Here is a 12,166-nt window from a genome sequence, read left to right on the forward strand (position 1 = left end):
CCGCTCCGCCCTCAAACGGCCGCGGACAGCACGGCGATCAGGTCCTCGAAAATGGTTGCCAGCGAATCATTTTCGATTGGCTTAACCCCGGCCAACAGCTCGACCGCCTCACGTCGTCGACCGGCGGCCAACAGCTGGGCCAGCAGATCCGTCACAGATTGCAGGTCCCGGTCGGCCGGCTCCATGTCGGTGACGGTGGTCGCCAGCACCTCGACCAACTCCCAGTCCCGGTACAGGGCCAGCGAGCGCTCATTGAAGGCGAAGCCGGTCACGGGTTTACCCCACAGCGTTCCGCTGTAGCGGTACGGACCCTCCATGTATTCGATCGGCAGGCCGTGCGCCGGGGCCGGCACCAGCGGCTCCCCGACGATGTCGAGTTGCATGGTGCGGCAGGTGATCCGGTGCCGGTCCGGCATGTAGCGGGCGGGCGCTTGCGGCCGCATTAACGGTCGCACGGCTTCCGGCCATCGCACATAGCTGCTGACCGTCACCTCGACGTCCTCGGCGCATTCCGCCGGAACGGCCGGGTCGGGATGACTCATCGTCACGCCGGTAAACGGCTGCAGCGCATTGCCGTTGGCGCGGTCGAACTGCCGCCAGATGCTGAGGTCCACCCCGTTGTCGAAGTTGATGGTGCGCCATTCGTGGGACCGGGCGCGCGGGTCTCCCCCGGTTCCCCCGCCGCCGGCGTATTTCGGGAACCACTGCCGGTCGATGTGTCCGCTGCTGCCCGAGACCTGCTGAACCAGGTCGCCCCAGCGCAACGTGCCGGTCATCGCCATGCCGGTCTGGAAATACGAATAGGTCTCGTTCTGACCGAAACAGCAGATCTTCCCGTTGTACATCGACGCACCCACCGGCGTCGGTGCGCGCGTCGGGGTTACGGCCAGGTCCAGCCGCATGGGGCGACCCGCCTGGTCCTCGCCGACCAGGCTGACACGGTAGGTGTAGGGCAGCAGTCCCCCGTCGCCGTCGCGGCACGTGGTCCACGACGCGGTGCCGACCCCGCTGGAGTAGTGGATGTCGAGATACCCCGGAGCCAGCGTCAGCTTGCGCGGCGCCCCCGGCTCCAGGTTGGCCGGCGGCATGTCGTAATCGGTATAGGTGCCGTAATCGCCGGAATCCAGATCGAACAGCGCCATCGTGTAGAAGTCGGCGACGACCGTGCCACCGGGGCGGTTCTTGTTGAAGATGGCCAGGAACGCGAACGACCGGCCGGTCTCGGCGGCGTCCAGCTGTCCGGCGATGAACCAGGTGTCCGACTCCTGATCCGGATGCTCGCCCTCGGCGGCGGGAAAATCCAGCTGGCTGTCGCCGGGCACTAACTGGAAGGGGTAACTGCGCCAATCGCTGGTCATATCGGGCCCTCGCTGCTTTTTTCGCTATGTTAGCGTCAATAGCGAAATCCCGGTCACTGGCTTTCTACGCCCAACCCTTCGAGGAAGTGCCCGATGACGGACAACACCGGCCACCGGTATTACGACGAACTCTTCATTGGCGGTCAGTGGCGCAAGCCCGCCAACCCGCAACAGCTCGCCGTCATCTCCCCGCACTCCGAAGAACCGGTCGGCCATGTCCAAGTGGCCGGGCCCGAGGACGTCGACGCCGCCGTCGCCGCCGCGCGTGAGGCCTTCGACTGCGGCCCGTGGCCGCGGATGACCCACGCCGAGCGGATGGCCAAGGTCGAACAACTCGCCGCGATCTACGCCGGTCACATCGAGGAGATGGCCGACCTGATCACCGACGAGATGGGTTCGCCGCGCAGCTTCAGCCGAATGGGGCAGGGGGCGGCCGCGGCGTCGCTCATCCATCTGGCCCTGGCCGCCGCGCGCGAGTTTCCGTGGGAGGAGCGACGCCAGGGCGTGCTCGGCGAGGTGCACCTGCGCAGGGCCCCCGTCGGGGTGGTCGGCGCTATCGTGCCGTGGAATGTTCCGCAATTCCTGATCATGCCCAAGCTGATCCCGGCATTGATCGCCGGATGCACGGTCATCATCAAACCCGCGCCCGAAACACCGTTGGACGCTTTGTGGTTGGCCGAGATGATCGATCAGCTGGATCTGCCCGACGGGGTGGTTTCGGTGTTGCCCGGCGGGCCGGAGATCGGCGAGGCGCTGGTGCGCCATCCGGGGGTGGACAAGATCGCGTTCACCGGTTCGAGCGTCGTCGGGCGCCGCATCGCCGCGCTGTGCGGCGAGCAGCTCAAGCGGGTGAGCCTGGAACTGGGCGGCAAGTCCGCGGCGATCATCCTCGACGACGCCGACATCGGCAAGACCGTCGCCGGGTTGAAGACCGCGGGCCTGATGAACAACGGCCAGGCCTGCGTCGCCCAGACTCGCATCCTGGTCAGCGACCGCCGGCACGACGAAGTCGTCGACGCTCTCGCCGACATGATGTCTTCCCTCAACGTCGGCGATCCCGCCGACGACGCGACCGACATCGGACCCCTTGTCGCGCAACGGCAACAACGCCGCGTCCAGGACTACATCAAGTCCGGTCAGGCCGAAGGCGCCCGCGTCGTCCTCGGCGGCCAGGACAGCCCGTCGACGCGGGGCTGGTACGTGCGGCCGACGCTGTTCGCCGACGCCACCAACGACATGCGCATCGCCCGTGAGGAGATCTTCGGTCCGGTGCTGACCGTGCTGCGCTACCGCGACGAGGACGACGCGATTCGCATCGCCAACGAGAGCGACTACGGTCTGGCCGGATCGGTGTGGACCTCCGACATCGCGCACGGCTTGCAGATCGCGGCGGGCGTGCGCACCGGCACCTACGGGATCAACATGTACACGTTGGACATCGGCGCCCCGTTCGGCGGTTTCAAGCAGTCGGGCATCGGACGCGAATTCGGCCCAGAGGGCCTCCACGAGTACGTCGAGCTTCAGACGCTGGTGTGCAAAGGACAGCTACCGCCGCTGTCAGCGCAGTCATAACCGGTCAAATCGGCCACCCTGACCCTGGAGCGCGCAGCCTGCGCCGTGACGCCGTTGGCCTAGTCACCCGTCGTCGCTGCGCAAGCTTTTCGGCACCTGCAGCGTGAGCTCGACCGGGCAGCACAGCACGCCGTGCTGATTCGTCACCTGAATCTCGATGTCGACGAGGCAACGCGGCGGGTCGACCGAAGTGTCCTGCCGCTTGGCCACGGCGCGTCCCCGGCCGATCATGGTGTCACCGGCATACACCGAGCCCGTCAGCCGCAACGAGCGGCGCACCACGCGACTACTCGGCCCCGCCCAATCGGTAGCGACGCGGTCGGCGAAGCCGGCGAGGTGCATCGTGTTGACATAGATCGTCGGATTACCCTGTCGCCGAGCGTATTCCGGGTCGAAATGGCCCGGAAAGTAGTCCCACGTCGCTCCGGCGTTCTCCACCACACGCTGGTAACTGATCTCGTCGACGACCTCGGGCAGGTCGACCGGGACGGCGATCTGGCCGAAGTCCAGGCCACCGCCGCTCACGCGTCCGCTCCGGGCGTGAAGCGGAACAGGGTGTTCCGGGACGTGGCGACCACCGCCCCGTCCTGGCGGCGATAGGTCTCCAGCGTCTCGACGAAGTGCCCGACCCCGAGACGCGTGCGCTTCTCTGGTGACACCGAAACCAACTCCTCGACGACGGTGAGCACGTCGCCCTCCACGATGGGCCGGAGGAACTCAACGTCGTTGGCGGCGTTGATGAATGTGGTCCCCGGCAGCGGCACCCGCAGCACCAGGGAGGCCGCCGGCGGCCCGCCCCGCGGCTCCCATGGCGGTGGGATCAGCCATCCCATCAACAGGGCGGGCGGCGCCAGCAGACCGCCCCACGTCCGGCGGGCGAACTCGGCGTCCCAATAGGAACGATTGCCGTCGTGGACCATCGCAGCGAACAACTGGATGCGCGCCCCGCTCACCGCCGTGGCCGCGGTGCGCGGCTCGCTGCTCGCGCCGACCATCCGCAGCGCGTCTTCGTAGGTGCCGAAGGCCAACCGGTAACTGAGTTCCGGGTCCACGCCGCTCACATAACGAGCGGGTGCCGACTGGGCACCGAATCCCATTGCAGCGCACGGGAGGTGAAGTACCAGCCGCCGCGCTCGTAGATCAGCGTGTCCCTGAACACCCCAGTGGCGCGCAGCGTGGTGTCGCCGTACATGGCGGCGAAGAGCACGGCGACGCAACGCTGTGTCGCGTTCACGCCGTCGATGCGGATCTCGTGGTCGACGGTGACCAGTCGTTGCCCGTCGCCGCCGTCGAAGGCCGCCCGCAGATCGTCGAACGTCTCGCCGTCACGTTGGTAGGTGGCGCCGGAGTGCCGGAACGTGGCGATCCAGCGCTCGCGGTCGCCCTCGGAGTAGGCCCGGTTGTGCCGGGCGTTCAGGTTCAGGATGGCCCCACGACCCATGGCGGCCTGCAGCATTTGCTGTTCCTGATACGACATGGTCATTTTGGTCTCCAGCCTCTCCGGGATGGCCGCCAATCTGGGAAATGGTGCAACAGTAAATTGACTATCCAAAGATTACGTAACATTAACGTAACTCACCGGCTAACGGTATAGCCCTGAGCCTCTCGATCCCACGCCTCCCGAGTCACCCCCCGCTCGCGCAACAGGTCTTTACGTATCCGCCCGATGACATTCTTCGGCAGTTCGCTGACAACCTCCACGAACCGGGGCACGCAGAAGTACGGCATCCGGGCCGCACAAAAATCGAGCAGGTCGGCGTAATCCACTGTGGCCCCGGGATGCAACGTCACGACCATCAGGATGTCGTCTTCGCCCAAGGCGCTCGGCACCCCGACCGCGGCGGCCTCGGCCACGGCGGGATGGTCCATGACCACGGCCTCCACTTCGACCGAGGAGACGTTTTCCCCGCGGCGGCGCAGCGAATCCTTGCGGCGGTCGACGTAGCTCAGGTTTCCCTCGGCATCGAGCCGACCGAGGTCACCGGTGCGAAACCATTCCCGGTGCCGGGTCACCCGCATGTCCGCACCGACATAACCTTCGCTCATGACGTGCGGATGCCGGGGGCGGCAGGCGATCTCGCCGACGGCGCCGGCGGGCAGCGCGTCGCCGCCTTCGTCGACGATGCGGACGTCGAAGTGTGGATTCGGCCTGCCCGAGGCGCCGGGAACACCCTCGTCAGCCAGGCCCTTGACCGCGATCGGAAACGCCTCGGTCATCCCGTACATCGTCACAATGCGGCAGCCGTAACGGTTTTCGATGGCGCGATAGGATTTCGCGTCGATCGGCGCCGCGGAGATGAATCGCAGCGGAAGCTGCGCGTCGCGCGGATCCGCCGGCAGGTTCTGCAGCATCGACACCATCGCGCCGGCGCCGGCGAAGCCGATCGCGTTGCGGGCGCGGATGTCGTCCCACACCTTCCCGGGGTGAAATGCCTCCGCCAGCACTGTCGTCGCGCCCAGCAGCATCGGGGCCAGCACGCTGGGAGCCGCGCTCAGGTGAAACAGCGGCATCGCCGTCCACAGCACCTCCCCAGCGCGCAGCTCCCAGGCCGATGCGACCGTCGCGGCCACCGTGAACAGGTAATGCCAGGTCGTGGCAACCGCTTTCGACGGCCCGGTGGTGCCCGACGTGTAGAAGAGGCAGCCCACCTCGCCCGCCGCGGCGGCGCCGTCCACGACGAACCCGCCGGTGTTTCGGCTCAACTCCGCGTCGAGCGAATCACCCTGGCGCACAACGGTCGGCACGACGTCCAGCGCGCCGGTGACCTCGTCGACCCGGGGCCTGCGCTCGGCGTCGGTCAGGATCACTTTGGCCTGCGACAGCCGCAGGGCCTGCAGCAGAAAGTCCCCTTTGTTGGCCGCGTTGACGGCCGCGCTCACCGCGCCGATGCGCGCCGCACCCAGCCAGAAGTAGACCCATGCCGGGCAGGTACCGGTGAACAGGGCGACACCGTCACCGCGGCCAACACCCAAGTCCGCGAGCATTTTCGCCGCGGCGCAAGACCGCCGCCTCATCTGCTCGAAGGTCACGTCGATGCCGCCGATCGACATCATCACCCGGTCGGGATGCTGCTCGGCACGCCGATCGAGGACGGCCGGCACGGTGAAAGCCTCGACGCCGAAATCGGCGGGCCCGGGCGGTCCGCTCCGGTCGGGACACATCCTGCGGCCGATCAGGCTTTCGCGGCCGCGGGGTCGGGCTCGCCGTCGGCGGTGTAGCCGAAGTCGGCCGGCGAGGGCCGCGTGTCCGGGTAGAAGCGGTGCGCCCAGCGGCGCAGGGCGGCATAGTCGTGCGCCTCTTCGGGGGCCAGGTTCGGCTTCTCCAGGTACTTCATGTTCTCCCAGGTGAAGAAGTCCTGCTTGATCACTTCTTGTTGCAGCGCCAGGAATTTGGCGGCGCGGCCGGACGGCACGTCACCCGTGTCGCCCGGCTCGCGAACGGACGCCTGCGTATAGAAGTAATCGGTGTAGTCCTCGTCGACCGGTGTCTGCCCCGTGACCTGAACCGTGGCCACCAACTCGCTGGGGAACCGGACCACACCCAGCCCCAGCGAGTAGTTGTCGTAGATGATCTTGGCGTCGACCGGCCCGTTGGGAGTCAGCCAGGTCGATGCGCGGCCGCCGCCGAAATGGGCGTTGACGGTCGCGTGCAGGTGGTAGCCGGATACCTCGAACGACGCGGTCGTGGCGGGATTGGCGGCCTTGTGCACGTATTGCACGTGGTACGGGTCGGCGGCATTCTCGATGATCATCTGCGGGTGCACCTTGACCCGGTTGAGCATCTGGGTGTGCGGGTGCAGCGGGTAATACTCGCCTGTTTCGAGTTCAGGCAGCACCGGGGGCTGCCAGTAGGGCGCCCGGCCGTGACGCTCGTGCCACGCGAGGACGAAGCCGTACCACTCCATGCTCGGGTAGGTGCGGATGCGGACGTTGTTCTTGCACCCGATTTTGCTGTAGGGGATCAGCGCATTGGTGCCGTCGCCACGCCACCGCCAGCCGTGCCAGGGGCAGACGATGTTCTCGCCTTCCACGGTGCCACCGACGGCCAAGTTGGCGCCGAGGTGCTGGCAATAGGCGTCCATCACGTGCACCTGGCCCGACTCGGTGCGAAAGATGACGAGTTCCTCGCCGAAGTAGTGGGCGCGCTTGACCTGACCGGCGGCCAGGTCGGAGCCGAAGGCAACGATGAACCAGCCCGTCGGGTACCGGTAGGTCGACAGCGCGATGCCGGCCTGCCCGAACTCGCGTTCCGAGGGGTCTCCGGCCGAATCCGACGCCGGATCAGAAATTGTATGCGTCACGAGCTCTCCATATCCCGCCCAGACCAAGGCGAGCCGAGCAACTGGGCCGCCCTTAACTCACCGCGGTTCGACGACTAAGGTCTATTTTTACTATTTTAAGCATTGAACGTCAACGCGACACCAGACACGTCCGGACAGAGCGGGGTTACAGATGACGGCTGCGGCAGTGGACCTTTCCGACTTCGCGCTGTGGCGCAACGGGTTTCCCGACGAACTGTTCACGGAGCTGCGACGCAGCCGGCCCCTTTTCCGTCACGAGCTGACCCCCGGCATAGCCAAGACGGTCCAGCGCCAGTTCTGGGTGACCACCAAGCACCGGCATGCGGTGCGGCTGCACCGTGACGTCGAATCCTTCACAGCGGTCGACGGCCCGCTCATCCAACCGGTCGGGATGTTCTCGTCGTACCCCACCATCATCAACATGGATCCGCCCGCGCTGAACAAACGCCGCAAGCTCATCTCGAACGCGTTCAACCCGCGGGCGATCGCCAAGCTCGAGGACGGCATCCGGGCCAGGGCCGCGCGCATGATCGACCGCCTGCTGGCCGAGGGTGGCGGCGATTGGATCGAGGACGTCGCCGACGCCCTGCCGATGGCGGTAATCGGCGACATCATCGGCATACCGGAGGACGACCGGCCCCGTATCTTCGACGGCCTGGACCGCATATTGAAGGCCAATTCGCCGGAGGCTCAGCTGAGCCGCCAGGACGAAACCGACCTGTACGCCAACATCTTCGGGTACGCGATGGAACTCACCGCGCAGAAACGTCGCAACCCCACCGACGACATCTGGAGCACGCTGGCGACCGCGGTGATCACCGGGGAGGACGGTGATCACTTCAGCTTGCCCCCTCACGAACTCGAGTTCTTCTTTTTCGTGCTGGCGTTCGCCGGCAGCGACACCACCAAGAATGCGCTGGCCATCGGGCTGCAGGCATTCGTGGCGAATCCGGAGCAGATCGAACGCTATCGCGCCCACGAAGCGTTGCGGCCCAGCGCCGTCGAGGAGGTGTTGCGCTGGGCGTCACCGGTCGCGTATTGGACGCGCACCGCGAAAGTCGACGTGGAGATGGACGGGCAACGCATCGCGAAGGGCGAGCGGGTGGTGTCGATGCTGCGGTCGGCGAACCGCGACGAGGAGGTCTTCTCCTCGCCGTTCGTCTTCGACATCGGGCGCGAGCCGAACCCGCAGGTGGCGTTCGGGGGCGGCGGACCGCATCACTGCCTGGGCGCCATGCTGGCGCGCGCGGAACTGCGTGCGGCGTTCGACGAACTGTTGCTGCGCTGCGACGACATCGCCCTCGGCCCGGCCAAGGTGGCTCACCCGAACCTCACCACGAACATGTCGATCTACGACGACATGGCGATCTCGCTGACCGGGCGGCGCTGAGTCGTCGCCCGACTTGCCGGGCGTGTCAGTCGACCAGCCGCAACGCGGCCTTGGGGCACTGGTCCACCGCGGCCCGGACGTCAATCTCCAGCCGCGGCGGCACGGGACCGTCCGCGATCTGCACGACATCCTCGTCCCCCAGTTCGAAGACGTCCGGCGCCAGCGATTCGCAGAACCCGTTGGCTTCACAAAGGTTTCCGTCAACTGTCACGCGCATCAGATGCCCTCCACTTCTCTAGAGGCCCTTGGGCCGGGTCCCGATCACCCCGCTGGTTGCGAGGCGCGTCAGTTCGCCGTCGGTGAGCCCGCAGCGCTCGCGCAGTACGTCTTTATTGTGCTCCCCCAGCAACGGCGGTGGCCGCAGCAGCCACTTGTCCTGTCCGGCCAGCCGGGCGAACGGTGGGCAGGGATACAGGCCCGCGCCGGTGCTCGGGTGGTGCAGTGTCTCCAGGAACCCCCGGTGGCGCAGTTGGGGATTCTCGACGACCAGCGACGGCGAGACCACCGGAGCGGCGGGGACGCCGGCGGCCGCCAACCGCTCCACCGTCGCGTCACGGGGCTGGCGGGCGAACCATTCCGCGAGCCGGCGATCGACGTCGTCGGCCCCGTGCCGCCGTCCGGCCACCGTGGACAGCTCCTCGCCGCACCACGCGGGCCGGTCCATCAGCTCGACCAGGGCATACCACTGCCCGTCGTCGCGCACGGCGACCGCAATCCAGTCGTCGTCGCCGGCGCATCGGTAGATGTTCTGGATCGAATCGCCGTGACCGCGGTTGCCCCGCCGGGTCAGCGTGGTCCCGAAGACCTCGGACTCGATCGCCTGGATTGCGGTGGCGTTGAGCACCGTTTCGAGCATCGGCAGCTCGACCAGCTGCCCGGACCCGGTCCGTTCGGCGAAGCTCAGCGCCGCCAGCACGGCGAACGCGGCGTGGACGCCGGCCAGCGGATCACACGCCCCGCGTGGGGTGACCGGAGGAGTCTCCGGCAGCCCGGTCACCCAGGCCAGGCCGGCGATCTGCTCCATGGTGGGAGCGAATCCGACCCGGTCCCGCCACGGCCCGTCCAGCCCGAACGCGGGCATCCGTGCGACGACGAGCCTGGGATTGACCTCCAGTAACACGTCGGCGGTAAGGCCGAAATGGTCCATCACCCGGGGTGAGAAGTTTTCGATCACCACGTCGGCGCCCGCGGCCAGCCCGGTGAACAGGCGGCGCCCGTCTTCGGAGCCCAAATCCAGTGTGACGGAACGCTTATTGGTGTTCATGGCGTGAAAGACCCAGCCGTACTCCCACCAATCGTCGACGTCGGTGCGCATGCCGCCCGAGTACCGGATGCCGTCGGGCCGCTGGATCGACTCCACCTTGACCACGTCGGCACCGAAGGCGGCGAGCAGGTGGGTCGCCGCGGGGCCGGCCCAGAACGCGGTCAGGTCGACGATGCGCACACCGGCCAACGGCAGCCCGGGTGCCGGTGATCCCTGCCCGGATTGGCTTCGCGGCCATGGGTTCTCACCATTCGCCTCCCCGAGAGCGGGAGTGTCGCGCGGCGGGGCGGGCGCGCACGTCGACATCAGCCAGGGCGCCCGGGGCTGGTGGAAGCCGGCGGGGTTGCGGACGAACGCCCCACGCTCGCGCACGTACTCCATGTCCCGGATCGTGGAGCCGTTGCCCAGCGCCGCGATGGGCAACCGGAACAGCTGGCCGAGCTCGACGATCTCCTCGACGGTTCGCTCCGCCAGCCACGGGCCGACCTGCTCGCGGATCAGGTCACGGTAGGCCCACCGGCCGATCTGGAAGCGCAGCTGCTCGATCTCCCCGAGCTGCGGACACTCCACCATCGCGACGAAGTCGAGCCATTGCTGGCCGGTGACCATGGTGATGCCGACGTAGCCGTCCCTGGCCGGCTCGATCGACGGCACTTCCAGGGTGCGACGGATCGGCGGAACCCGCAGCAGCTGCGAGTGCAGCCATTCGCTGCTCTGCATCGCGGTCAGCGCCTCGAGCATGGACAGGTCGAGGTGCTCACCGTGGCCACCGCGTTCGACGCGGCGGCGCACGGCCAGCGCGCCGAACGCCGCGTACACGCCGCCCATGTACTCCCCCAGGTCGCCGCCGATGGAGATGGGCGGCCCGGCGGGGTCGCCGCGAAAGCCCGGCGAGCCCGCCCAGGCTTGCAGGGTGAATTCGCTGGCCGCGCGGTCGGCGTACGGACCGGTCCAGCCGAAGTCGGAGATGGTGACGATGACCGCGCCCGGAGAGGCGGCCAGCAGTCGCCGCGGGTCGACGCCCAGCGCCGCGGCCCGCGCGCGACCGGCGGTGATCACCACCACGTCGGCGGCGGCCAGTTCCGCGGAGAGGCCCTCGGCGCCCGGCTGGTAAGTCACGCTGCGCTTGCCGGCGTTGAGGTAGGCGAAAAACGGCGAGCTCTCTTCGTCCGGCACCGGTGATTGGGTCGCGGAGTATCCGCGAAGCCAATCCCCTTGTGGAGGCTCGATTTTGCGCACCCGGGCACCGGCGTCGACCAGCAGCTTGCCGCAATAGCTGCCGGCTATCCGGTCACTGATCTCGACGACGCGCAAGTCATCCAGCGGCGTGGGCCGGCTGTCGGACCGCTCGCTCACTCTTCCCGCCCTCCCGATCGACACGCGATCGAAGAAGCTATTTATACCATTACTGCTAAAATAGCTAAGCCAGCGAGTTGCTTCGTAACGAGGATCGGATGACCGCCTTGGGAATTGGGCGCGACGCCCGTCGCCGATTATCGGCGCCGCGGATCGCAGAAATCGTAGCCGACGAGTTGCGCCGTCAGATCATCAACGGCGAGCTCGCCGACGGCGATCTCTTGCCGCGCCAAGAGGTGCTCGTCGAACAGTTCAACGTGAGCTTGGTTTCCCTGCGCGAAGCGCTGCGGATTCTGGAGACCGAGGGGCTGGTTTCGGTCCGGCGGGGCAATCGCGGGGGCGCCGTCGTGCACGCGCCGGCCAAATCCAGCGCAGCGTACATGCTCGGGCTCCTGCTGCAGAGCGAGTCGGTGGCCGTTGCCGACCTCGGCATGGCGTTGCAGGAGCTCGAGCCCGCGTGTGCCGCGCTGGCCGCGCGGCGGCCCGACCGCGCGGACACCTTGGTTCCCGAACTCAACCGCGTCAACGACGCCATGGCCGAAAACATCGAGGACGGCGGGCTGTTCACCGAAATCGGCCGGGAATTCCATGATCTGGTGGTCCGCGGCTGTGGAAACCACACCATCATCGCGGTCGTCGGCAGCCTGGAAACGCTGTGGACCAGCCACGAACAACAGTGGGCGGACGAGAGCGCGGCGCGCGGCACCTATCCCTCGTTGGCCCAACGCCGCGCGGTGCTGAGCACCCACGTCAAGCTGACCGAGACCATCGCCGAGGGGGACGTCGATCGGGCGCGCCGCATCGCCGGCCGCCATCTCGCCGACACCCAGACCTACGTGCTCTCCGGCCGGCACGATCAACGAATCCACGCGCTGTCGCCGCAAGCCTTGTCGCGGACGCGGGATTTCCGGCAACCCTGAGAGGC

The 12,166-nt window shown here is 67.4% G+C and carries 11 protein-coding genes; 3 read left to right on the forward strand and 8 right to left on the reverse strand.

The genetic code is table 11. The features are described 5' to 3' along the window. Positions 1 to 11: 11 nt before the first annotated feature. On the reverse strand, positions 12 to 1,358 hold the full coding sequence (locus BST44_RS01020) for a lipocalin-like domain-containing protein (RefSeq protein WP_083174435.1): 1,347 nt from the start codon (positions 1,356 to 1,358) through the stop codon (positions 12 to 14). Between the two features lie 93 nt (positions 1,359 to 1,451). Between BST44_RS01020 and BST44_RS01025 the strand changes: the two genes are divergently transcribed. After that, positions 1,452 to 2,930 carry an aldehyde dehydrogenase gene (locus tag BST44_RS01025; RefSeq protein ID WP_083174436.1) on the forward strand — a complete coding sequence of 493 codons (1,479 nt, stop codon included), beginning with the start codon at positions 1,452 to 1,454 and terminating at the stop codon, positions 2,928 to 2,930. Between the two features lie 63 nt (positions 2,931 to 2,993). Here the strand turns inward: BST44_RS01025 and BST44_RS01030 are convergent, their stop codons facing one another. The 5 genes from BST44_RS01030 to BST44_RS01050 form a co-directional block, all read right to left on the reverse strand. After that, positions 2,994 to 3,455, reverse strand: coding sequence for a MaoC family dehydratase (locus tag BST44_RS01030; protein ID WP_083174438.1), 462 nt, complete (start codon positions 3,453 to 3,455; stop codon positions 2,994 to 2,996). Then, a complete protein-coding gene (locus BST44_RS01035) occupies positions 3,452 to 3,925 on the reverse strand; it encodes an FAS1-like dehydratase domain-containing protein (protein ID WP_208619710.1) in 474 nt (157 codons plus the stop codon). Before BST44_RS01035 ends, BST44_RS01030 begins: the two co-directional genes overlap by 4 nt. Before the next feature lie 62 nt (positions 3,926 to 3,987). Then, a complete protein-coding gene (locus BST44_RS01040; RefSeq protein ID WP_083174439.1) occupies positions 3,988 to 4,413 on the reverse strand; it encodes a nuclear transport factor 2 family protein in 426 nt (141 codons plus the stop codon). A 92-nt stretch (positions 4,414 to 4,505) separates the two neighbouring features. Beyond that, entirely contained in the window at positions 4,506 to 6,092 is a 1,587-nt protein-coding gene (locus tag BST44_RS01045; RefSeq protein ID WP_083174441.1) for an AMP-binding protein, read from the reverse strand. Positions 6,093 to 6,103: 11 nt separating this feature from the next. After that, positions 6,104 to 7,231, reverse strand: a complete 1,128-nt coding sequence (locus BST44_RS01050) for an aromatic ring-hydroxylating oxygenase subunit alpha (protein ID WP_142274313.1) — start codon at positions 7,229 to 7,231, stop codon at positions 6,104 to 6,106. 151 nt (positions 7,232 to 7,382) lie between these two features. Here BST44_RS01050 and BST44_RS01055 point away from each other — a divergent pair, with 151 nt between their 5' ends. Beyond that, positions 7,383 to 8,621 carry a cytochrome P450 gene (locus BST44_RS01055; protein ID WP_083174444.1) on the forward strand — a complete coding sequence of 413 codons (1,239 nt, stop codon included), beginning with the start codon at positions 7,383 to 7,385 and terminating at the stop codon, positions 8,619 to 8,621. Between the two features lie 25 nt (positions 8,622 to 8,646). On the opposite strand, the gene BST44_RS01060 is transcribed toward BST44_RS01055, so the two are convergent. Both BST44_RS01060 and BST44_RS01065 read right to left on the reverse strand, forming a co-directional pair. Beyond that, positions 8,647 to 8,838, reverse strand: a complete 192-nt coding sequence (locus BST44_RS01060; RefSeq protein WP_083174446.1) for a ferredoxin — start codon at positions 8,836 to 8,838, stop codon at positions 8,647 to 8,649. A gap of 18 nt (positions 8,839 to 8,856) precedes the next feature. Continuing rightward, the gene (locus BST44_RS01065; protein ID WP_244184697.1) at positions 8,857 to 11,241 is read right to left on the reverse strand and encodes a CaiB/BaiF CoA-transferase family protein; all 2,385 of its coding nucleotides are present in this window, start codon (positions 11,239 to 11,241) and stop codon (positions 8,857 to 8,859) included. A gap of 98 nt (positions 11,242 to 11,339) precedes the next feature. Here BST44_RS01065 and BST44_RS01070 point away from each other — a divergent pair, with 98 nt between their 5' ends. Continuing rightward, the gene (locus BST44_RS01070) at positions 11,340 to 12,161 is read left to right on the forward strand and encodes a FadR/GntR family transcriptional regulator (RefSeq protein ID WP_083174447.1); all 822 of its coding nucleotides are present in this window, start codon (positions 11,340 to 11,342) and stop codon (positions 12,159 to 12,161) included. Positions 12,162 to 12,166 lie beyond the last annotated feature (5 nt).

This window comes from Mycobacterium scrofulaceum, assembly GCF_002086735.1.
GTDB lineage: Bacteria > Actinomycetota > Actinomycetes > Mycobacteriales > Mycobacteriaceae > Mycobacterium > Mycobacterium scrofulaceum.

Excerpts from the sequence above, each read along its gene's own strand:
- BST44_RS01060 (WP_083174446.1), bottom strand. The coding sequence starts at position 8,838 with ATGCGCGTGACAGTTGACGGAAACCTTTGTGAAGCCAACGGGTTCTGC.
- BST44_RS01025 (WP_083174436.1), top strand. The coding sequence starts at position 1,452 with ATGACGGACAACACCGGCCACCGGTATTACGACGAACTCTTCATTGGC.
- BST44_RS01040 (WP_083174439.1), bottom strand. The coding sequence starts at position 4,413 with ATGACCATGTCGTATCAGGAACAGCAAATGCTGCAGGCCGCCATGGGT.
- BST44_RS01045 (WP_083174441.1), bottom strand. The coding sequence starts at position 6,092 with ATGTGTCCCGACCGGAGCGGACCGCCCGGGCCCGCCGATTTCGGCGTC.
- BST44_RS01055 (WP_083174444.1), top strand. The coding sequence starts at position 7,383 with ATGACGGCTGCGGCAGTGGACCTTTCCGACTTCGCGCTGTGGCGCAAC.
- BST44_RS01070 (WP_083174447.1), top strand. The coding sequence starts at position 11,340 with ATGACCGCCTTGGGAATTGGGCGCGACGCCCGTCGCCGATTATCGGCG.
- BST44_RS01020 (WP_083174435.1), bottom strand. The coding sequence starts at position 1,358 with ATGACCAGCGATTGGCGCAGTTACCCCTTCCAGTTAGTGCCCGGCGAC.
- BST44_RS01035 (WP_208619710.1), bottom strand. The coding sequence starts at position 3,925 with ATGGTCGGCGCGAGCAGCGAGCCGCGCACCGCGGCCACGGCGGTGAGC.